At 37.7% G+C, this 18,456-nt stretch carries 32 protein-coding genes; all 32 read left to right on the forward strand.

Going from position 1 to position 18,456, the window contains the following annotated elements:
- Nucleotides 1–9: 9 nt before the first annotated feature.
- The 32 genes from rplB (at nucleotide 10) to OZX56_RS02375 (ending at nucleotide 18,451) form a co-directional block, all read left to right on the forward strand.
- Nucleotides 10–846, forward strand: a complete 837-nt coding sequence (gene rplB / locus OZX56_RS02220) for a 50S ribosomal protein L2 (RefSeq protein WP_277126873.1) — start codon at nucleotides 10–12, stop codon at nucleotides 844–846.
- An 18-nt stretch (nucleotides 847–864) separates the two neighbouring features.
- Nucleotides 865–1,149, forward strand: coding sequence for a 30S ribosomal protein S19 (gene rpsS / locus OZX56_RS02225; RefSeq protein ID WP_277126872.1), 285 nt, complete (start codon nucleotides 865–867; stop codon nucleotides 1,147–1,149).
- A gap of 19 nt (nucleotides 1,150–1,168) precedes the next feature.
- Nucleotides 1,169–1,522 (forward strand): 50S ribosomal protein L22, encoded by a 354-nt coding sequence (rplV, locus tag OZX56_RS02230; RefSeq protein WP_277126871.1) that lies wholly within the window; start codon nucleotides 1,169–1,171, stop codon nucleotides 1,520–1,522.
- Between the two features lie 13 nt (nucleotides 1,523–1,535).
- Nucleotides 1,536–2,207 carry a 30S ribosomal protein S3 gene (gene rpsC, locus OZX56_RS02235; protein WP_277140025.1) on the forward strand — a complete coding sequence of 224 codons (672 nt, stop codon included), beginning with the start codon at nucleotides 1,536–1,538 and terminating at the stop codon, nucleotides 2,205–2,207.
- Nucleotides 2,207–2,647 (forward strand): 50S ribosomal protein L16, encoded by a 441-nt coding sequence (gene rplP, locus OZX56_RS02240; RefSeq protein WP_277126869.1) that lies wholly within the window; start codon nucleotides 2,207–2,209, stop codon nucleotides 2,645–2,647. Before rpsC ends, rplP begins: the two co-directional genes overlap by 1 nt.
- Nucleotides 2,637–2,834, forward strand: coding sequence for a 50S ribosomal protein L29 (gene rpmC, locus OZX56_RS02245; RefSeq protein WP_277126868.1), 198 nt, complete (start codon nucleotides 2,637–2,639; stop codon nucleotides 2,832–2,834). Before rplP ends, rpmC begins: the two co-directional genes overlap by 11 nt.
- A gap of 18 nt (nucleotides 2,835–2,852) precedes the next feature.
- The gene (rpsQ, locus tag OZX56_RS02250) at nucleotides 2,853–3,119 is read left to right on the forward strand and encodes a 30S ribosomal protein S17 (RefSeq protein WP_277126867.1); all 267 of its coding nucleotides are present in this window, start codon (nucleotides 2,853–2,855) and stop codon (nucleotides 3,117–3,119) included.
- Nucleotides 3,120–3,151: 32 nt separating this feature from the next.
- Entirely contained in the window at nucleotides 3,152–3,520 is a 369-nt protein-coding gene (rplN, locus tag OZX56_RS02255) for a 50S ribosomal protein L14 (RefSeq protein WP_277126866.1), read from the forward strand.
- 17 nt (nucleotides 3,521–3,537) lie between these two features.
- On the forward strand, nucleotides 3,538–3,786 hold the full coding sequence (gene rplX / locus OZX56_RS02260) for a 50S ribosomal protein L24 (protein WP_277126865.1): 249 nt from the start codon (nucleotides 3,538–3,540) through the stop codon (nucleotides 3,784–3,786).
- Nucleotides 3,787–3,800: 14 nt separating this feature from the next.
- Nucleotides 3,801–4,343, forward strand: coding sequence for a 50S ribosomal protein L5 (gene rplE / locus OZX56_RS02265; RefSeq protein ID WP_277126864.1), 543 nt, complete (start codon nucleotides 3,801–3,803; stop codon nucleotides 4,341–4,343).
- Nucleotides 4,344–4,355: 12 nt separating this feature from the next.
- Nucleotides 4,356–4,541 (forward strand): type Z 30S ribosomal protein S14, encoded by a 186-nt coding sequence (locus tag OZX56_RS02270; protein WP_277126863.1) that lies wholly within the window; start codon nucleotides 4,356–4,358, stop codon nucleotides 4,539–4,541.
- Between the two features lie 21 nt (nucleotides 4,542–4,562).
- Nucleotides 4,563–4,961: a 30S ribosomal protein S8 gene (gene rpsH / locus OZX56_RS02275; protein ID WP_277126862.1), complete on the forward strand. Its 399-nt coding sequence runs from the start codon at nucleotides 4,563–4,565 to the stop codon at nucleotides 4,959–4,961.
- A gap of 24 nt (nucleotides 4,962–4,985) precedes the next feature.
- Nucleotides 4,986–5,516, forward strand: a complete 531-nt coding sequence (rplF, locus tag OZX56_RS02280; protein WP_277140026.1) for a 50S ribosomal protein L6 — start codon at nucleotides 4,986–4,988, stop codon at nucleotides 5,514–5,516.
- 25 nt (nucleotides 5,517–5,541) lie between these two features.
- Entirely contained in the window at nucleotides 5,542–5,901 is a 360-nt protein-coding gene (gene rplR / locus OZX56_RS02285; protein WP_277126860.1) for a 50S ribosomal protein L18, read from the forward strand.
- Between the two features lie 15 nt (nucleotides 5,902–5,916).
- Entirely contained in the window at nucleotides 5,917–6,423 is a 507-nt protein-coding gene (gene rpsE, locus OZX56_RS02290) for a 30S ribosomal protein S5 (protein ID WP_277126859.1), read from the forward strand.
- Nucleotides 6,424–6,434: 11 nt separating this feature from the next.
- A complete protein-coding gene (gene rpmD / locus OZX56_RS02295; RefSeq protein WP_277126858.1) occupies nucleotides 6,435–6,620 on the forward strand; it encodes a 50S ribosomal protein L30 in 186 nt (61 codons plus the stop codon).
- Nucleotides 6,621–6,643: 23 nt separating this feature from the next.
- Nucleotides 6,644–7,084: a 50S ribosomal protein L15 gene (gene rplO, locus OZX56_RS02300; RefSeq protein WP_277126857.1), complete on the forward strand. Its 441-nt coding sequence runs from the start codon at nucleotides 6,644–6,646 to the stop codon at nucleotides 7,082–7,084.
- The gene (secY, locus tag OZX56_RS02305) at nucleotides 7,084–8,379 is read left to right on the forward strand and encodes a preprotein translocase subunit SecY (protein ID WP_277140027.1); all 1,296 of its coding nucleotides are present in this window, start codon (nucleotides 7,084–7,086) and stop codon (nucleotides 8,377–8,379) included. The genes rplO and secY overlap by 1 nt, the downstream gene beginning before the upstream one ends.
- A gap of 11 nt (nucleotides 8,380–8,390) precedes the next feature.
- A complete protein-coding gene (locus tag OZX56_RS02310; protein WP_277140028.1) occupies nucleotides 8,391–9,044 on the forward strand; it encodes an adenylate kinase in 654 nt (217 codons plus the stop codon).
- A gap of 68 nt (nucleotides 9,045–9,112) precedes the next feature.
- Nucleotides 9,113–9,334 (forward strand): translation initiation factor IF-1, encoded by a 222-nt coding sequence (infA, locus tag OZX56_RS02315; protein ID WP_034980408.1) that lies wholly within the window; start codon nucleotides 9,113–9,115, stop codon nucleotides 9,332–9,334.
- A 14-nt stretch (nucleotides 9,335–9,348) separates the two neighbouring features.
- Complete coding sequence (gene rpmJ / locus OZX56_RS02320; RefSeq protein WP_003647815.1) at nucleotides 9,349–9,465, forward strand: 50S ribosomal protein L36; 117 nt, start codon at nucleotides 9,349–9,351, stop codon at nucleotides 9,463–9,465.
- Nucleotides 9,466–9,488: 23 nt separating this feature from the next.
- Complete coding sequence (gene rpsM, locus OZX56_RS02325) at nucleotides 9,489–9,839, forward strand: 30S ribosomal protein S13 (RefSeq protein WP_277126854.1); 351 nt, start codon at nucleotides 9,489–9,491, stop codon at nucleotides 9,837–9,839.
- 21 nt (nucleotides 9,840–9,860) lie between these two features.
- Nucleotides 9,861–10,244: a 30S ribosomal protein S11 gene (rpsK, locus tag OZX56_RS02330; RefSeq protein WP_277126853.1), complete on the forward strand. Its 384-nt coding sequence runs from the start codon at nucleotides 9,861–9,863 to the stop codon at nucleotides 10,242–10,244.
- A gap of 45 nt (nucleotides 10,245–10,289) precedes the next feature.
- The gene (locus tag OZX56_RS02335) at nucleotides 10,290–11,228 is read left to right on the forward strand and encodes a DNA-directed RNA polymerase subunit alpha (RefSeq protein WP_277140029.1); all 939 of its coding nucleotides are present in this window, start codon (nucleotides 10,290–10,292) and stop codon (nucleotides 11,226–11,228) included.
- A gap of 25 nt (nucleotides 11,229–11,253) precedes the next feature.
- The gene (gene rplQ, locus OZX56_RS02340; RefSeq protein WP_277126851.1) at nucleotides 11,254–11,637 is read left to right on the forward strand and encodes a 50S ribosomal protein L17; all 384 of its coding nucleotides are present in this window, start codon (nucleotides 11,254–11,256) and stop codon (nucleotides 11,635–11,637) included.
- Nucleotides 11,638–12,210: 573 nt separating this feature from the next.
- Nucleotides 12,211–13,062: an energy-coupling factor ABC transporter ATP-binding protein gene (locus OZX56_RS02345; protein WP_277140030.1), complete on the forward strand. Its 852-nt coding sequence runs from the start codon at nucleotides 12,211–12,213 to the stop codon at nucleotides 13,060–13,062.
- Complete coding sequence (locus OZX56_RS02350; RefSeq protein WP_277140031.1) at nucleotides 13,038–13,883, forward strand: energy-coupling factor transporter ATPase; 846 nt, start codon at nucleotides 13,038–13,040, stop codon at nucleotides 13,881–13,883. The genes OZX56_RS02345 and OZX56_RS02350 overlap by 25 nt, the downstream gene beginning before the upstream one ends.
- A gap of 5 nt (nucleotides 13,884–13,888) precedes the next feature.
- Entirely contained in the window at nucleotides 13,889–14,686 is a 798-nt protein-coding gene (locus tag OZX56_RS02355) for an energy-coupling factor transporter transmembrane component T (protein ID WP_277126848.1), read from the forward strand.
- Nucleotides 14,686–15,471 (forward strand): tRNA pseudouridine(38-40) synthase TruA, encoded by a 786-nt coding sequence (gene truA / locus OZX56_RS02360; RefSeq protein ID WP_277126847.1) that lies wholly within the window; start codon nucleotides 14,686–14,688, stop codon nucleotides 15,469–15,471. The genes OZX56_RS02355 and truA overlap by 1 nt, the downstream gene beginning before the upstream one ends.
- A 106-nt stretch (nucleotides 15,472–15,577) precedes the next feature.
- Nucleotides 15,578–16,021, forward strand: a complete 444-nt coding sequence (gene rplM / locus OZX56_RS02365) for a 50S ribosomal protein L13 (RefSeq protein WP_277126846.1) — start codon at nucleotides 15,578–15,580, stop codon at nucleotides 16,019–16,021.
- Nucleotides 16,022–16,032: 11 nt separating this feature from the next.
- Nucleotides 16,033–16,428 carry a 30S ribosomal protein S9 gene (rpsI, locus tag OZX56_RS02370; RefSeq protein WP_277126845.1) on the forward strand — a complete coding sequence of 132 codons (396 nt, stop codon included), beginning with the start codon at nucleotides 16,033–16,035 and terminating at the stop codon, nucleotides 16,426–16,428.
- A 79-nt stretch (nucleotides 16,429–16,507) separates the two neighbouring features.
- Nucleotides 16,508–18,451 carry a TetM/TetW/TetO/TetS family tetracycline resistance ribosomal protection protein gene (locus OZX56_RS02375; RefSeq protein WP_277140032.1) on the forward strand — a complete coding sequence of 648 codons (1,944 nt, stop codon included), beginning with the start codon at nucleotides 16,508–16,510 and terminating at the stop codon, nucleotides 18,449–18,451.
- Nucleotides 18,452–18,456 lie beyond the last annotated feature (5 nt).

The following is an 18,456-nucleotide window of genomic DNA, read 5'->3' on the forward strand; positions in this document are numbered from 1 at the left end:
GTCAGTCAATTGGCTATTAAAATTTATAAGCCAACCACAAATGGTCGCCGTAATATGACTTCTTCCGACTTTGCTGAGATTACTACTAGCAAGCCAGAACGGACTCTGTTAGAATCACAATCACATACAGCAGGTCGTAATTCATATGGTCATATTACTAGTAGACATCGTGGTGGTGGACATAAGCAAAAGTACCGTATTATCGATTTTAAGCGTAATAAGGACAATACTAAAGCAGTTGTTAAGACAATCGAATACGATCCAAATAGAACTGCTAATATTGCTCTTCTTCACTACACTGACGGTGTGAAAACTTATATTTTAGCACCTAAAGGCTTAAAAGTCGGTGATGTTGTTGAATCTGGTGCTGATGCAGACATCAAGCCAGGTAATGCTTTACCACTTAAGAATATTCCTACTGGTACTTCAATTCACAATATTGAATTGAAACCTGAAAAAGGTGGTCAATTAGTTAGAAGTGCTGGTACTAGTGCTCAAGTATTAGGTGTTGATGGCAACTATACCTTAGTTAGACTACAAAGTGGTGAAGTTCGTAAGATTTTATCTGCTTGTCGTGCAACTATTGGTGTTGTTGGTAATGAGCAACATTCATTAATTCAACTTGGTAAAGCTGGTCGTAGTCGTTGGTTGGGTAGACGTCCTCAATCTAGAGGTTCTGTAATGAACCCTAACGATCACCCACATGGTGGTGGTGAAGGTAAAGCTCCAGTTGGACGTCCACAACCTATGACTCCTTGGGGTAAGAAGAGTCGTGGCGTTAAGACTAGAAATTCTAAGAAAGCCAGCGAGAAGTTAATTATTCGTCACCGTAAGGGTAGCAAATAATAAAAGGAGGGTTAATTAATGAGCCGTAGTATTAAAAAAGGGCCTTTTGCTGATGAGTCATTGTTAAAAAAGGTCAATGCACAAGCTGATGCGGATAAGAAGCAAGTTATTAAAACTTGGTCACGTCGTTCAACTATTTTCCCTTCCTTTGTTGGTTTGACTATAGCTGTTTACGATGGTAGAAAGCATGTTCCAGTTTATATTACTGAAGACATGGTTGGTCATAAATTAGGTGAATTTGTCCCAACGAGAACATTCCGTGGACACAAGACATCTGACGATAAAGCCACTGCAAAAGCTTAAAGGAAGGAGAAACACTTAAATGGCAGAACAAATTAGTTCAGCTAAGGCTGAAGCAAGAACTGTTCGGATTACTGCAAGAAAAGCTCGTTTAGTTATCGACTTAATTCGTGGTAAAGACGTTGCTGAAGCGTTAGCAATTTTGCAATTCACGCCTAGAGCTGCTTCCCCAATCGTTGAAAAAGTTTTACGTTCAGCTATTGCTAACGCAGAACACAACTACGATCTTGAGAGTGCAAATTTATACGTATCTGAAGCATATGTTAACGAAGGTGCAACTTTAAAGAGATTTCGGCCACGTGCCAAAGGTATGGCTTCTCCAATCAATAAGAGAACTAGCCATATAGTTGTTGTAGTTTCAGAAAAGAACGATTAAGGGAGGTATATTAATGGGTCAAAAGATTAACCCAAATGGGTTCCGTCTCGGCGTTATTCGCGATTGGGAATCTAAATGGTATGCTGACAGAGGTTATAAGGAAACTTTAAATGAAGATTTACGCATTAGAAAATTTATTTCTAAAAAGTTAAAATCCGCCTCTGTTTCTACTGTTGAAATTGAACGTGCAGCAAACAGAATCAATGTCTCAATCAATACTTCAAAACCAGGAATGGTTATTGGTAAGGGCGGTTCTGAGGTTGAAACATTAAGAAAAGAATTAAATGCTTTAACTAAGAAACAAGTTCACGTCAATATTGTTGAAATTAAGAAACCAGATCTTGATGCCAAGCTTGTAGCTGATAGTATTGCTAGTCAACTAGAAGCACGTATTGCTTTTAGACGTGCAATGCGTCAAGCTACTCAAAGAACTATGCGTGCAGGTGCCAAAGGAATTAGAGTGCAAACCTCTGGTCGTCTAAATGGTGCTGATATGGCAAGAAGAGAATGGCACACAGAAGGTCGTGTTCCATTGCAAACTTTGAGAGCTGATATTGATTATGCTTGGGTAAATGCTTACACTACATATGGTGAAATTGGTGTCCAAGTTTGGGTCAACCGTGGCGAAGTCTTGCCTACTAAGAGCAAGCAACCCGCTAAAGCTGCGAAGGGAGGAAACAAATAATGCCTTTAGTACCAAAACGAGTAAAACACCGTCGTGAATTCCGTGGTAAGATGCGTGGTGCTGCTAAAGGTGGCAAGACAATCGCTTTTGGCGAATATGGCTTGCAAGCCCTCGAATCGCACTGGATTACTACTCAACAAATTGAAGCTGCTCGTGTAGCGATGACTCGTTACATGAAGCGTGGTGGTAAAGTTTGGATCAGAATTTTCCCTCAAAAGTCATACACTGCTAAAGGTGTTGGTGTACGTATGGGTTCTGGTAAAGGTGCACCTGCTGGCTGGGTAGCTGTAGTAAAAAGAGAAAAGATTATGTTTGAAATTGGTGGTGTTGATGAAGCAACTGCTCGTGAGGCTTTAAGACTTGCTTCAACTAAATTACCAATCAAATGTAAGTTTGTAGCTAAAAGTTCGGAAGTAGGTGGCAATTCTAATGAAGACTAAGGATATCAGAGCGCTAACCACTGAGCAAATGTTGGATAAGGAAAAGCAATATAAAGAAGAACTTTTTAATTTGCGTTTTCAACAAGCAACGGGTCAATTAGAAAATACCGCTCGCCTAAGTAAAGTCCGTAAAAACATTGCTAGAATTAAAACAATTCTCAGTGAAGATGCACTGAAAAAAGATTAGTGGAAGGGAGTTATTAACTTGAGCGAATCAATCGAAAGAAATCATCGTCATGTATATCAAGGTCGTGTAATTTCTGATAAGAACGACAAGACAATTACTGTTGTTGTTGACACTTATAAGAACCACCCTGTTTATAAGAAGCGCATTAGATATTCTAAGAAATATTATGCACAAGATGAAAATAATGAAGCTAAAGTTGGCGATACTGTTCGTATCATGGAAACTCGTCCATTGTCTCGTACAAAGCGCTTCCGTTTAGTAGAAATTGTTAAAAAATCTGTTTAATTTTGCGGATTTTATGAGGGGAGGATTAAACAGTGATTCAAAATGAATCCCGTTTGAGAGTTGCTGATAACTCTGGTGCTAGAGAACTATTAGTTATTAGAGTCTTAGGTGGATCAAAGCGTAAGACCGGTAACATCGGTGATGTCGTAGTAGCAACTGTTAAACAAGCAACACCAGGTGGCGTTGTCAAAAAAGGTGACGTTGTTAAAGCTGTCATTGTTAGAACAAAATCAGGCGCTCGTCGCGAAGATGGCTCATATATCAAGTTTGATGAGAATGCTGGCGTAGTTATTAATGCAGATAAGAGCCCACGTGGTACTCGTATCTTTGGGCCTGTTGCACGTGAGTTACGTGAGCACGATTTTATGAAGATCGTCTCTCTTGCTCCTGAAGTCTTATAATTAAGTGAGGTGCACTGATGTTTGTTAAAACTGGTGACAAAGTAAAAGTTATTGCCGGAAAAGATAAAGGTAAAGAAGGTACTGTTCTTTCAGTTAATGTCAAGAAAAACCGTGTGGTTGTAAAAGGCGTAAATACTGTTAAAAAACATGAAAAGCCTTCACAAAATAATTCTAACGGTGGTGTGGTTGAATCAGAAGGTTCAATTCACGCATCCAATGTTAAAGTTATTGCAAAAGCTGAAAACAAAAAAGAAGATAAGGAATAGAGAGGAGGATACAAATGGCAAATTATTTAGCTCAAGAATATAAAGAAAAAATGGTTCCAGCAATGCAGGAAAAATTTAGTTATGACTCTGTTATGCAGGTACCAAAGATCGAAAAAGTAGTCTTGAACATGGGTGTTGGTGATGCAGTTTCTAATGCTAAAAATTTAGATGAAGCTGTTGAAGAATTAACTTTGATTTCTGGTCAAAAGCCATTGGTTACAAAGGCTAAGAAATCCATTGCTAACTTCCGTTTGCGTGAAGGTATGTCTATTGGTGCTAAGGTTACTCTTAGAGGGAATAGAATGTATGATTTCTTATATAAGTTAATCAACGTATCTCTTCCACGTGTTCGTGACTTTCGCGGTGTTTCAAGTCGGTCATTTGACGGTCGTGGCAACTACACTTTAGGTATTAAAGAGCAATTGATTTTTCCCGAAATTGACTTTGATAAGGTAAACCGTACTAGAGGTTTAGATGTTGTTATCGTTACTACTGCCAATACAGACGAAGAAGCACGTGAGCTTTTAAGTCAATTTGGTATGCCGTTTGCAAAATAATGGAGGACATTAATGGCTAAAACATCACAAAAAATCAGAAATCATCGTCCTGCTAAATTTTCATCACGCGAATATACTCGCTGTGAGCAATGTGGTCGTCCACACTCAGTATACCGTAAGTTTGGCTTATGCCGTATTTGCTTGAAAGATTTAGCTCACAAAGGTCAAATCCCAGGTCTTAAAAAGGCTAGTTGGTAATACGGTTAGGAGGATAGCATAATGGTCATGACAGATCCGATCGCAGATTATTTGACTAGAATTAGAAATGCCAACATGGCAAAGCATGATTCAGTTGAAATTCCTGCATCAAATATTAAAAAATCTATTTCGGAAATTTTGAAACGCGAAGGTTTTATCCGTGATTACGAAGTTGCTGATGATAACAAACAAGGCATTATCAAGGTTTTCTTGAAATATGGTCCAAACGGAGAACGTGTCATTTCAGGTTTAAAACGTATTTCTAAGCCAGGTCTTAGAAATTATGTAAGTGCTGAAGACTTACCTAAAGTTCTTAATGGTTTAGGTATTGCCGTCGTTTCTACTTCTGCCGGTGTAGTTACCGATAAGGAAGCAAGACAGAAAAACGTCGGTGGCGAAGTTCTTGCGTACGTTTGGTAATTCTGACAGAAAGGAGAACATGCAATGAGCCGTATAGGTTTAAAAACAATTGAGGTCCCTGAAAGTGTCACTGTTACCAAAGAAGGCGACAATATAACTGTTAAGGGCCCAAAGGGTGAATTAACTAGATACTTTGACCCAAAGATTACTTTCAATCAAGCTGATGGCAAAATCAACTTTTCTCGTTCAAATGAAAATGATAAAGCACTTCATGGCACTGAGAGAGCTAATTTAGCTTCAATGGTTGAAGGCGTAGTTAATGGCTATAAGAAGACTTTAAAGTTGATTGGTGTTGGTTACCGTGCTACTACTCAAGGTGACAAGTTAACTTTAAACGTTGGATATTCACAACCAGTTGAAATGACTGCACCTAAGGGAATTTCCGTTAAAGCTACTTCAGCAACTGAAATTGAAGTAGAAGGAATTTCTAAACAAGGTGTAGGTCAATTTGCTGCTGAAATCCGCGGTGTACGTCCACCTGAGCCTTATAAGGGTAAAGGTATTCGTTATGTTGACGAATACGTACGTCGTAAGGAAGGTAAAACAGGTAAATAATAATTAATTTTTTTGAGGTGAAATTGTGATTTCAAAACCAGATAAAAACAAGTTACGCTTAAAGCGTCACAAACGTATTCGTGGCAAGATTTCTGGTACTGCTGAGCGCCCACGCTTAAGCGTTTTTCGTTCAAACAAAAACATCTACGCTCAATTAATTGATGACGTAGCGGGTGTAACGCTAGCAAGTGCCTCAACTTTAGACGATTCTATTGCTAAGGATTCCACTAAAGTAGAACAAGCAGAAGCTGTTGGTAAAGCAATCGCTGAAGCAGCAAAAGCTAAGAACATTACAAATATTGTTTTTGATAGAAGTGGTTATTTATACCATGGCCGTATTTCAGCCTTGGCAGATGCTGCTCGCGAAAACGGATTAGATTTCTAGGAAGGAGAATAATACATGGCAAACCGCAACGATTCTCGTAATAATCGCAGAAATAAAGACGACATCGAAGATCAGTTAGTATCAATTAATCGTGTCACTAAGGTTGTCAAGGGTGGTCAGCGAATGAGATTTGCTGCCTTGGTAGTTGTTGGCGACAAAAAAGGTCGTGTAGGCTTTGGTACTGGTAAAGCTCAAGAAGTTCCAGAAGCAATCCGTAAGGCTGTTGAAGCTGGTAAAAAGAACATGATTAATGTTCCTACGGTTGGTACTACCATTCCTCACGAAGTAATTGGTCACTATGGTTCAGGTAGTATTTTGTTTAAGCCTGCACCAGCTGGTTCAGGTATTGCAGCTGGTGGTGCTGTTCGTATCGTAATGGATATGGCAGGTATTGCTGACGTTACTTCTAAGTCACTTGGTTCCAATACACCAATTAATGTTGTACGTGCAACAATTGATGGTTTGAAAAAACTTAGAACGAGTGAAGAAGTTGAAAAGCTTCGCCACGCAGATTTAGATTAGGGAGACAATAAATGACTGAATTAAAAGTTACTTTAATTAGAAGTGCTGCGCACCGTCTACCTAACCAAAAGAAAATTGTTAAGGCTCTTGGCTTAGGTAGAGTTAACAGCTCAGCTGTTCTACCAGACAATGCTGCTACACGTGGGGCACTGATGAAGATTGCTCACTTAATTTCTGTTGAAGAAATTAATAAATAATTTATTGAGGAGGTGCCGAATTAATGAAGCTTCATGAATTACATGCTGCAGAGGGTTCACGCAATACTAGAAAACGTGTTGGACGTGGTACTTCAAGTGGTTATGGTAAGACTTCTGGTCGTGGACAAAAGGGTCAATTGGCCCGTCAAGGCGGACATACTCGTTTAGGTTTTGAAGGTGGCCAAATGCCATTGTTTAGAACTATGCCTAAGCGTGGTTTTAAGAATGTCAACCGTAAAGAATATGCAATTGTTAATTTAGATGACTTAAACAAGTTTGAAGATAACAGTGATGTAACTATTACTGATCTAAAAGAAAAAGGCTTGGTAAAGAAAGAGTTATCAGGTGTTAAAGTACTTGCTAAAGGCGAGTTAAAAGTTAAGTTAAATGTAAAGGTTAATAAAGTTTCCGCTGCTGCCAAAAAAGCTATTGAAGCAGCTGGTGGATCTGTTGAGGTGATCTAATGTTTTCGACCTTGAAGAACGCCTTTAAGGATAAAGAAATTAGAAATAAAATTTATTTTACACTCTTTATCCTTTTGCTATATCGCATCGGTGCCAATATCGCTGTTCCCGGTGTTAATGCAAAAGCGATCACTCAAGTTGCTCAGACTGGATTAGTACCAATGTTGGATACTGTTTCAGGTGGTGGACTAGATAATTATTCAATTTTTTCTCTCGGAGTTTCTCCCTATATAACAGCACAAATTGTTATTCAGCTGTTGCAAATGGATATTGTTCCTGTTTTAGTTGAATGGGGAAAGCAAGGAGAAGTAGGTCGGCGTAAAACAAATCAGGTCACTCGTTGGCTTGCACTTGTAGTTGCATTTGTTCAGAGTATTGGGATCACTCTTGGTTTCAATTCGTTAACACAAATGGGATTAGTAAAAACGCAAACGTGGCAGACTTATGTAGAAATTGCCATAATTATGACTGCCGGCACTATGCTACTTACTTGGCTTGGTGATGAAATCACTGACAAAGGTCTAGGTAATGGTGTTTCTGTTATAATCTTTGGTGGAATTATTGCACGATTACCAGGTGGTCTTTGGCAAATTTTCAAAGAGGACGTTATAAATAATAACGCGAGTGATCGTTGGCAAGGAATTTTGTTCTTCATCGCGATTATCATTGCAATTCTCATCGTAACGCAATTGGTTACATGGGTTGAACAGGCAGATCGTCGTATTCCAATTCAATATACAAAAAGGGCTACTGTCAGTGGTTCAGAAAGTTTTTTGCCATTAAAGGTCAATGTTTCAGGTGTTATTCCAGTAATTTTCGCAAGTTCGTTTATTATTACACCTGCAACTATTCTAATGCTCTTTCAAAGAACTCAAGGCGATCAGCAATGGTACAAAGTAATGACCAGTATTTTTAGTATGCAAACGACACCAGGTGTAATCATTTACACTGTACTAATTATCTTGTTTACTTTCTTCTATGCTTTTGTTCAGGTTAACCCTGAGAAGCTGGCTAAGAATTTGCAAAAACAAGGTGCTTATATACCAAGTGTCTGGCCTGGTAAGGATACCCAAAGTTACGTTTCAAAATTGTTGATTAGATTATCAACAGTTGGATCAGTTTTCTTAGGTTTAGTTGCCTTATTGCCACAGCTTGCTACTAATTTCTGGGACTTACCTAGTTCAATTGGTTTAGGTGGAACAAGCCTTTTGATTGTTATTGGGGTAGTTTTGGAGCTATCTCGTCAAATTAATGGATTATTAATGAAGAGAGAATATGTTGGATTCATCAGATAGGAAATGGAAAAATGATTAACTTATTTCTTTTGGGATTGCCAGGAGCTGGCAAAGGTACGGTATCAGAGCAAATTGTTGATAAATATCACTTAACTCATATTTCAACTGGGGATATGTTTAGGGAAGCAATGGCTAATGAGACTAAAGTTGGTCTTGAAGCTAAAAGTTATATTGACAAAGGTAATTTGGTACCTGATGAAGTAACTGCTAAATTAGTTGAGGAACGTCTGGCTCAGCCTGACATTAAAAATGGTTATATTTTGGATGGTTTTCCAAGAACAACTGTCCAAGCTGAAATGTTGGATGAAATCACTAAAAGGCTTAGTAAACCTTTAACAAAAGTTATTTCGCTTGAAGTTAAAGAAGATATTCTAGTCAAGCGTTTATCTGCTCGCTTTATGTGTAAAAAATGTGGTGCTACTTATAACAAGATTACTAAGATGCCTAAAGAAAAAGACACCTGTGATCGTTGTGGTAGTCATGAATTTTATCAACGTGAAGATGACAAACCAGAAGTAGTTAAGAATCGTTTAGAAGTTAACGAAAAGATGAATACGCCTTTGAAAAACTTTTATCAAGCAAAGGGTTTGCTAACAACTGTAAATGGTGAACAAACTCCAGAAAAAGTTTTTGAAAGTGTAGACACAGTTTTAAGCGATAACTAATAATTTAGATATTTGCTTGGACGTGTTATAATCTCAAAGTATGACTGTTTAATTGCGGAGGAAAGACTTTGGCAAAAGATGATGTCATTGAAGTAAAAGGTAAGGTTGTAGATACTTTGCCTAATGCTATGTTTAAAGTTGAATTGGAAAATGGAGCTGTTATTTTAGCACATGTTTCCGGCAAGATTAGAATGCACTACATTCGTATTTTGCCTGGTGACCGTGTTACTGTGGAACTTTCTCCTTACGATTTAACAAAAGGTAGAATTACGTATCGGTTTATAAAGTAATAACGGGGGTAAACATGAAGGTTAGACCATCTGTTAAACCAATGTGTGAACATTGTAAGATTATTAAAAGACATGGTCGTGTAATGGTTATTTGTTCTGCAAATCCAAAGCACAAGCAACGTCAAGGTTAAAAATAAAATAGGAGGTGCAATTTATGGCACGTATTGCTGGTGTTGACTTACCAAGAGATAAAAGAATAGTTGTTGCTTTAACATATATTTATGGTATTGGTGAACCAACAGCTCAAAAGATTTGTTCAGATGCTGGTGTTTCTGAAGACATCCGTTCAAAAGATTTGACTCCAGATGATCAAGAAAAGCTGCGGATGGAAGTTGACAAATACCGTGTTGAAGGTGACTTGCGTAGACAAGTTAGCATGAATGTTAAGCGGTTAATTGATATCGGTTCATACCGCGGCATTCGCCATCGTCGTGGCCTTCCGGTTCGTGGACAAAATACCAAGAATAATGCACGGACTCGTAAGGGTAGTAAAAAGAATAGATAAATTTTATAAGGAGGTTTATTGATGCCAAAAACAGCACGTAAGCGTCGTGTGAAGAAGCACGTTGAAAAAGGCGTTGCGCATATTCATTCAACGTTTAATAATACTTTAGTCATGATTACTGACGTACAAGGTAATGCAGTTGCTTGGTCTTCAGCTGGTGCATTGGGCTTTAAGGGTAGTCGTAAGTCTACTCCTTTTGCAGCTCAAATGGCAGCAGAAGCAGCAGCTAAGAGTGCAATGGATCAAGGCATGAAACATGTAGAAGTTTCTGTTAAGGGTCCTGGCGCTGGTCGTGAATCTGCTATTAGATCACTGCAAGCCGCTGGTCTTGAAATCACTACAATTCGTGATGTTACTCCAGTTCCCCACAATGGTTCCAGACCACCAAAACGTCGTCGTGTATAATTTTGTTCTTAATGAAGAACATTGCGTTTTGAAAGGGGCCTAGTAATGATTGAATTTGAAAAACCCAATATTACCGTTGTTGACCAAGAGAAGTCTTACGGCAAATTTATTATTGAACCACTTGAACGTGGCTTTGGTACTACTTTAGGTAACTCATTACGTAGAGTTTTACTTACGTCTATCCCAGGAACCGGTCTGGTTTATGTTCAAGTCGATGGTGTCTTGCATGAATTTTCAACAGTACCCGGTGTTCGCGAAGATGTAACTAAAATGATTCTGAATTTGAAGAAACTTGAATTAAAGTCTCTTTCAGATGAACAAAAGCTTATTGAGTTGGATATTGAAGGACCGGCTACTGTAACTGCCGATGATCTTAAAGTTGATTCAGATGTTCAAATACTGAATCCAGATCAATATATTTGTACTATTGCTGATGGCAGTCACTTGCATATGCAAATTGCTGTCAAAAATGGTCGTGGATATGTAGCGGCGAGTGACAATAAGAGTGAAGATATGCCAATTGGGGTTATACCAGTAGATTCTCTTTTCTCACCAATTAAAAAAGTTAATTATCAGGTTGAATCGACTCGGGTTGGAAAAAGGGATGACTTTGACAAGCTTACTTTAGAAGTTTGGACTGATGGTTCAATCAAACCTAATGATGCCCTTAGTTTTGCTGCTAAAATTTTAGTAGAACACTTCAAAGTGTTTGAAACTGCTGATGCAAGTACAAAATTTGATGATGTTATGATTGAAAAAGAAGACAATACAGCAGAGAAAAAACTTGAAATGACAATTGAAGAGTTAGATTTATCTGTTCGTTCATATAACTGTCTTAAACGTGCAGGCATTAATACTTTGCAAGAGTTAACTGATAAGACTGAAGCAGATATGATGCGAGTACGTAATTTGGGTCGTAAATCATTGGAAGAAGTTAAGAACAAATTAGCTGACTTAGGACTTTCACTTCGTCAAGAAGATTAATGAAAAATAAAAGGAGGTAAACTTGATGGCATACCGTAAATTAGGCTGGGACAGTGCACATAGGAAAGCAATGCTGAGAGAAATGACCACTCAACTGATCATTAAAGAGCGGATTGTTACTACTGAAACTCGTGCCAAAGAGATTCGTAAAACAGCCGAAAAAATGATTACTTTAGGTAAACGTGGTGACTTGGCCGCAAGAAGAAAAGCTGCTGCTTTTGTTCGCGATGAAGTTGCTGATATCCATGAAGAAGATGATGCAGTAGTTGTTAAATCAGCATTGCAAAAGCTTTTTAGTGATATTGCTCCACGTTACAAAGATCGTAATGGTGGTTATACTAGAATTATGAAGTTAGCTAACCCTCGTAAGGGTGATGCAGCTCCAATGGTTGTTCTTGAATTAGTTTAGTTTCAGAACAACAAACTTAATAGCTATTAAGAATTATCCATGAAAGTGAGAATAAGCGTTAAGATGATGACGAAAGTTTAGTCTAGCTTAGATAATAAAAGTTATCCCTCTTCATGGATGATTTTTTTTGCTTTTTTATAAAAATGGCTACTAACAGATTTATATTTTATCTTGTTAGTAGCCATTTTAATTATTTAGACACTTAATTCAATAAATTGTATAGCTGGTCATATACTTGATGTGAGAATCCAGGTGCAAATAACAAAATTATCCCTAGTAAAAGTAGAGCTATTACGACTGTAATTATTAACATCTTCCAAAATTTAGATGTAATTTTGGAACTTATAACAAGTAAAATTATTCCAATAATTAATGTTGATAGTAGCATTGTAAAGCCCATATTGATCACCACCCTTTTATATAATATATATTTTACTGTATATTAATTAAGTTATAGTTAAGAATGGAAAAATTATAATTAAAATTAATACTTAATAAAAAAATAAATTAAGTAATATCACAAATAACTGGTCATTTTTGGTACAATAGAAAAGATTATAGGACGGTGAAAAGATGGCTGAAAATAGTATTATTAAGATTAAAAATGTAAGTTATACTTATCCCGAAACCAAGAAGCCGGCAATAGACCAGATTAGTTTTGAAGTTGAAAGAGGATCGTGGACTGCAATAATTGGACATAATGGTAGTGGCAAATCAACTATTATTAGATTAATTAATGGTTTGTTAGTTCCAGATGAACAGGGACAACCGTATATTGAGGTTGATGGTGTAGAGCTAACTGATGATACAGTTTGGCAGATTAGAAACAAGGTCGGGGTAGTTTTTCAAAATCCTGACAATCAATTTGTTGGCGCTACTGTAGCTGACGATGTGGCTTTTGGTTTGGAAAACCGCGGTGTTGCTCGTAATGAGATGTTGAAGATTATTCCTAAAGTTCTTGAAGCAGTAGGAATGTCTTCAAGTAGTGATGTTGAGCCTGCCAATTTGTCAGGAGGACAAAAGCAAAGAGTAGCAATAGCTGGTATTTTGGCAATTAAACCTAAAATTATTATTTTAGATGAGGCAACCTCAATGCTTGATCCTGAAGGAAAAAATCAAATTTTGGAAATTGTGCGCCAAATGAAAGAAAAATATCATTTAACAGTTATTTCAATTACGCATGATATTGATGAGGCTAGTCAAGCCGATCAGGTAATCGTTATGAATGATGGCAAGCTAGTTGATCAAGGATCAACCAAAAAGATTTTTAATCAAACACAGTTACTTGATGATTTAGGACTTGATGTGCCATTTTTTCAACAAATAAAAATAAGACTTATACAAGATGGCATCAAACTGCCTAATGATATTGATTCAGAAGAAGAGATGATCAATTACTTATGTCAATTAAATTCGAAAATGTAAGCTATATTTATGCACAAGATTCGCCAACTGAAAAAATTGGGTTGAAGAATATTAATTTTGAAATACAAGATGGCTCTTTTGTAGCAATCATTGGGCATACTGGTAGTGGCAAGTCGACTTTAATGCAGCATTTTAATGCCTTACTTAAGCCTGCAACAGGGAAAATTGAAATTGCTGGGACGACAATTACACCTGAAACAACCAATAAAAATCTAAAAGAATTACGACGAAAAGTGAGCTTAGTGTTTCAATTTCCAGAATCGCAATTATTTGAAAGTACTGTCTTAGATGATATTGCATATGGACCAAAAAATTTCGGTTATAATAATGCAGAGGCTAATGAGCTGGCAAAAAAATGGCTGAAAAAAGTGGGATTGCCTGATTCACTTGCTAGTGTATCTCCATTCGAATTATCTGGCGGACAGATGCGTCGAGTAGCAATAGCTGGGGTAATGGCTTATGAACCAGATATTCTTTGTTTAGATGAACCAGTCGCAGGACTTGATCCACAAGCGCGCAAGCAAATTATGCAACTATTTGCTGAATATCAAACAGAAGGGCACACTGTTATTTTGGTAACTCATAATATGGATGATGTAGTAGATTATGCCGATGACGTAATTGTTATGGAACAAGGAAAAATGATAAAGCATGATCGTCCAAGCAAAGTTTTTCAGAAGCGCAGTTGGCTTCGACAACATCACTTAGATGAACCTAAAGCAATGCTGTTTGCCAGTCGTTTGCATAATTATACTTTTCCACAGCTGCCGCTTACAAGTAATGACTTGGTGAAAGCAATTGCAGAAAATTTGCGGAGGTAGTTTAGATGAGTAAGATTTTAATTGGACGTTATGTCCCGGGAAATTCACTTGTTTATAAAATGGATCCGCGTGGAAAACTGCTAGCAACCATCTTCTTTATTTTGATTATTTTTCTAGCTAATAATCCAGTCACGTATGCAATTGTGACAATATATAGCTTGTTAGCTGTTGCAGCGACAAAGTTAAAACCACGAGTTTTCTGGGATGGCGTCAAGCCAATGATTTGGCTGATTTTTTTCACTTCTGTCTTACAATTATTTTTCACAGTGGGTGGAACTGTTTATTGGCAGTGGGCATTTCTCGCGATTTCAAGTTATGGGATAGAGAATGCAGTCTTTATTTTTATTCGATTTACGGTGATTATTTTAATTTCAACGGTAATGACGGTAACTACAATGCCGCTTGAAATTGCTGATGCGATGGAATGGCTTCTGACGCCATTGAAATTGTTTAAAGTTCCTGTGGATAAAATTGCCTTAGTTATGTCGATTGCACTTCGCTTTGTGCCAACTTTATTTGATGAAACGGTTAAGATAATGAATGCACAACGTTCTCGCGGAGCTGATTTTAATGACGGAGGCTTGATTAAGCGCGCTAAAGCAATCACACCTTTATTAGTGCCATTGTTTATTAGTTCTTTGGAAACAGCCCTTGATTTGTCAACGGCAATGGAATCACGTGGCTATCGCGGTGATGCAGGCAGAACCAAATATCGTATTTTACGCTGGTCAAAATATGATCTATATAATTTAGGCTATTTTGCTAGTTTAATTATATTACTAATAATTTTTAGGACTGCATAATGAAAACTAATTATAAAATGACCCTGGCATATGATGGGTATTTATTTCATGGTTTCCAGTCACAGCCAAACCAGAGAACGGTTCAAGGTACTATTGAAGCTGCTCTGAAAAAAATGTCTAAGGGTAAGACGATTCAGGTTGAAGGCTCAGGTCGAACTGATGCTGGTGTTCATGCGCTAGGGCAAGTAATTCAATTTATTTATGAAGGCAATCCGATTGTTCCTGAAAGAATGTTGTTTGCGCTAAATTCAATGATGCCGCTAGATATTGTTTTTAAAGAGTGTGAAATTGTTAATTCGGATTTTCATGCCCGTTACAGTGTTAAAGGTAAATGGTATCGATATCGAGTTAGTCTGGATAAGTTCGTTGATCCTTTCAAACGATTTTATACCGGTCACTATCCTTATCCAGTTGATATCGCAAAGATGAAATTAGCTGGTCATGATTTACTGGGAAGGCATGATTTTACAAGTTTTGCGGCAAGTGGTGGCCAAATAAAAAATAAGGTTCGCACTATGTATTATGTCAATGTTGAAAAAGATGAGGCTAGCAATGAAGTAATTTTTGACTTTATTTGCTCTGGCTTTTTGTATAATATGGTGCGGATTTTAGTGGCTACTTTACTTGAAATAGGTAATGATAAACGACCTATAGATGATATTCCCCGGGTAATAATGGCTAAAGATCGTGAACAAGTCAGGGAAACAGCTCAAGCAAGTGGGTTATATCTATACCATGTTTTTTATGAAGACGTACCTGAAAAATATCGACAAGACTTAGCCTAACATTGACATTTTAGTAAAAATGGCGTATTCTAGTACAGTATGTTTGTCCATGATAGGCCCCGGAAACTTATTGTTTTCAAACAACGTATAAACGGAGGAAATTACATTGCGTACTACACAATTAGCAAAACCTAATGAAATTGAACGTAAGTGGTATGTTATTGACGCAACAGATGTATCTTTAGGTCGTCTGTCTACTGCAGTAGCCACTATATTAAGAGGCAAAAATAAGCCTCAATATACACCGAATGTTGATACTGGTGATAACGTGATTATTATCAACGCTGCCAAGATTAAGTTGACTGGTAAAAAGGCTACTGATAAGATTTACTACCATCACTCTGAATATCTTGGCGGTATGAAGGCCACTCCAGCTGGTGAATTGCTTGCCAAGAATCCAGTTAGATTAGTTGAATTGTCAGTTAAGGGTATGCTTCCAAAGAACACTCTTGGTCATCAAGAATTTTTGAAGATGCACGTTTATGCAGATGCTAATCATAAGCATGAAGCACAAAAGCCTGAAGAATTAGACATTAAAAAATTAATCTAGGAGGTTAAATAATGGCACAACAAGTTGCATATGCAGGTACTGGTCGGCGCAAAGATGCAGTTGCGCGTGTACGTTTGGTACCAGGCAGTGGAAAAATTACAGTTAATAATAAGGATGTTGATCAATACATCCCATTTCCTAACTTGGTTAAGGATTTAAAGCAACCATTGACTTTAACTGAAACAGAAGGTCAATATGACGTTAACGTTAATGTTAATGGTGGTGGCTTTGCTGGTCAAGCTGGTGCGATTCGTTTAGGTGTTGCACGTGCTCTTCTTGAAGTTGATCCAGATTTCCGTGGTCCTTTGAAGAAGGCAGGCTTCCTAACTCGTGATCCTAGAATGGTCGAAAGAAAGAAGCCAGGTTTGAAGAAGGCTCGTAAGGCTTCTCAATTCTCAAAACGTTAATTTACATTACGTTTATTCAAAAAAGTATCCTTTGCGGGATACTTTTTTTGTTTACTAATTGGTGAACGGAGGAATTGCTATGAAAAAGGTTGTAATCGGTATTTTGGCTAACGTTGATGCTGGAAAGACATCGCTTGCAGAAGCAATGCTTTATCAGTCTGGAGCTATTCGCCATTTAGGTCGAGTGGATAAGCAAGATGCTTTTTTAGATCCTGATCAACTAGAAAGACAACGTGGTATCACTATTTTTTCACACCAGGCTAATCTAGAATATCAAACAACGCAGCTGACTTTACTTGATACTCCAGGACATATTGATTTTGCTAGTCAAACAGAGGCAGTCTTGAGTGTGTTAGACTACGCGATTTTAGTAGTTTCAGCTACCTCTGGAGTGCAAAGTTATACACGTAAAATTTGGCAACTATTGCATCACTATCAAGTTCCTACTTTTATTTTTGTTAATAAAATGGATGTCGCTAATCAAGAAATTAGTTGTTTAATGAGTCAATTACAAGAAAATCTCTCTACTAATTGCATATCTTTTGCTGATAAAACTAATTTATCAGCTGAAGCATATGAAGAACTTGCTTTACAAGATGAACAATTGCTCAGCGAATACTTGACTAAGGGGAAGCTAACAACTGAAACAATTCAAGTACTTATTCAACAGCGAAAAGTATTTCCTTGCTTTTTTGGTTCAGCACTCAAATTAACAGGAATTAGTAAATTTTTAACAGGTTTGAATGATTGGACAGCAGAGTATCATTCTGAAGAAACGGAATTTAGTGCACGAGTCTTTAAAATCTCACATAATCAAAAAGGTGAGCGGTTAACATGGCTGAGAGTTTTTGCTGGTAAATTGCAGCCGCGGCAGCCTTTAGGTAGTGAGCAAAAGGTAAGTGAACTCCGAGTTTATCAAGGAGATAAGTATCAAGGAGTTGACAGAATTACAGCTGGAGCAGTTTGTACGATTCCGGGTTTAAAAAATACTTATGTAGGTCAAGGTTTAGGAAAACTTTCAGATAGTGTGCAGCCGGAGCTTAAACCAGTTCTAACCTATGAAGTTGCTACTGGAGAGTACGATCCGTTAATTTGTCTTGAAGCGCTACGAGAATTAGAAGATGAAGATCAGCAGTTGCATGTTCTTTGGAACCGGCACCAGCAGAAACTTAGTATTCGGATTATGGGTAAAGTGCAATTGGAAATTTTACAGCAATTACTAGCTGATAGATATGACTTAAAACTTAAATTTGTTGAAGGTAAGGTGCTTTATCAAGAGGCAATTACCCAATCAGTCGAGGGAGTAGGTCACTTTGAACCATTACGTCATTATGCAGAAGTTCACCTATTACTTGAACCAGGACCTCTTGGCAGTGGCCTGACCTTTGCCAATAACTGCCCCAATGATATGCTGGCAACAAATTGGCAAAAGCAGATTATGAGTGATTTGACAAATAAAGAACATCTGGGGGTGTTACTTGGGGCGCCATTGACTGATGTAAAGTTGACTTTGATTAGCGGGAAATATAGTAACAAACATACTGTTGGTGGTGATTTTCGGCAGGCCACGTGGCGAGCTGTTAGACAGGGACTAATGGTTTTAAAGAAGCAAGGACAGTGTCAGTTGCTTGAACCGTGGTATCAATTTAGTCTGACTGTAAATCAAGAGCAAGTAGGACGTGCCCTTAATGATTTGCAGTTAATGAATGCTACATTTCAATTGCCTAAAATAAGTGGTCAACAAGCAACGCAAACAATTAAGGGTAAGGCTCCAGTTACCAAAATGCAAAATTATGCCCAAACTTTGCGATCGTATACCCATGGTCAGGGACAATTAGAATGTAGCTTTGCGGGATATCAACCGTGTCAAGCTGCAGCACCAATTATTGCGCAAAGTAATTATCAGCCAACTAGTGATTTAGATAATACACCCGATTCGGTTTTTTGTGCTAAGGGAGCGGCTGTTCAAGTGCCTTGGGATGAAGTGGCTGATTGGATGCACTTACCATATGCAACAAGATGAGTTGA

It is taken from the genome of Lactobacillus sp. ESL0684 (assembly GCF_029392675.1).
Lineage (GTDB): Bacteria > Bacillota > Bacilli > Lactobacillales > Lactobacillaceae > Lactobacillus.

Coding starts and splice junctions, on each gene's coding strand:
- rpsS (WP_277126872.1), top strand. CDS start 865: ATGAGCCGTAGTATTAAAAAAGGGCCTTTTGCTGATGAGTCATTGTTA.
- OZX56_RS02310 (WP_277140028.1), top strand. CDS start 8,391: ATGATTAACTTATTTCTTTTGGGATTGCCAGGAGCTGGCAAAGGTACG.
- rpsH (WP_277126862.1), top strand. CDS start 4,563: ATGGTCATGACAGATCCGATCGCAGATTATTTGACTAGAATTAGAAAT.
- rplV (WP_277126871.1), top strand. CDS start 1,169: ATGGCAGAACAAATTAGTTCAGCTAAGGCTGAAGCAAGAACTGTTCGG.
- rplQ (WP_277126851.1), top strand. CDS start 11,254: ATGGCATACCGTAAATTAGGCTGGGACAGTGCACATAGGAAAGCAATG.
- OZX56_RS02345 (WP_277140030.1), top strand. CDS start 12,211: ATGGCTGAAAATAGTATTATTAAGATTAAAAATGTAAGTTATACTTAT.
- secY (WP_277140027.1), top strand. CDS start 7,084: ATGTTTTCGACCTTGAAGAACGCCTTTAAGGATAAAGAAATTAGAAAT.
- rplE (WP_277126864.1), top strand. CDS start 3,801: ATGGCAAATTATTTAGCTCAAGAATATAAAGAAAAAATGGTTCCAGCA.
- rpmJ (WP_003647815.1), top strand. CDS start 9,349: ATGAAGGTTAGACCATCTGTTAAACCAATGTGTGAACATTGTAAGATT.
- OZX56_RS02355 (WP_277126848.1), top strand. CDS start 13,889: ATGAGTAAGATTTTAATTGGACGTTATGTCCCGGGAAATTCACTTGTT.
- rpsM (WP_277126854.1), top strand. CDS start 9,489: ATGGCACGTATTGCTGGTGTTGACTTACCAAGAGATAAAAGAATAGTT.
- rplF (WP_277140026.1), top strand. CDS start 4,986: ATGAGCCGTATAGGTTTAAAAACAATTGAGGTCCCTGAAAGTGTCACT.
- rplO (WP_277126857.1), top strand. CDS start 6,644: ATGAAGCTTCATGAATTACATGCTGCAGAGGGTTCACGCAATACTAGA.
- rpmC (WP_277126868.1), top strand. CDS start 2,637: ATGAAGACTAAGGATATCAGAGCGCTAACCACTGAGCAAATGTTGGAT.
- rpsI (WP_277126845.1), top strand. CDS start 16,033: ATGGCACAACAAGTTGCATATGCAGGTACTGGTCGGCGCAAAGATGCA.
- OZX56_RS02375 (WP_277140032.1), top strand. CDS start 16,508: ATGAAAAAGGTTGTAATCGGTATTTTGGCTAACGTTGATGCTGGAAAG.
- rpmD (WP_277126858.1), top strand. CDS start 6,435: ATGACTGAATTAAAAGTTACTTTAATTAGAAGTGCTGCGCACCGTCTA.
- OZX56_RS02350 (WP_277140031.1), top strand. CDS start 13,038: ATGTCAATTAAATTCGAAAATGTAAGCTATATTTATGCACAAGATTCG.
- OZX56_RS02270 (WP_277126863.1), top strand. CDS start 4,356: ATGGCTAAAACATCACAAAAAATCAGAAATCATCGTCCTGCTAAATTT.
- rpsC (WP_277140025.1), top strand. CDS start 1,536: ATGGGTCAAAAGATTAACCCAAATGGGTTCCGTCTCGGCGTTATTCGC.
- rplX (WP_277126865.1), top strand. CDS start 3,538: ATGTTTGTTAAAACTGGTGACAAAGTAAAAGTTATTGCCGGAAAAGAT.
- OZX56_RS02335 (WP_277140029.1), top strand. CDS start 10,290: ATGATTGAATTTGAAAAACCCAATATTACCGTTGTTGACCAAGAGAAG.
- truA (WP_277126847.1), top strand. CDS start 14,686: ATGAAAACTAATTATAAAATGACCCTGGCATATGATGGGTATTTATTT.
- rpsE (WP_277126859.1), top strand. CDS start 5,917: ATGGCAAACCGCAACGATTCTCGTAATAATCGCAGAAATAAAGACGAC.
- rpsK (WP_277126853.1), top strand. CDS start 9,861: ATGCCAAAAACAGCACGTAAGCGTCGTGTGAAGAAGCACGTTGAAAAA.
- rplP (WP_277126869.1), top strand. CDS start 2,207: ATGCCTTTAGTACCAAAACGAGTAAAACACCGTCGTGAATTCCGTGGT.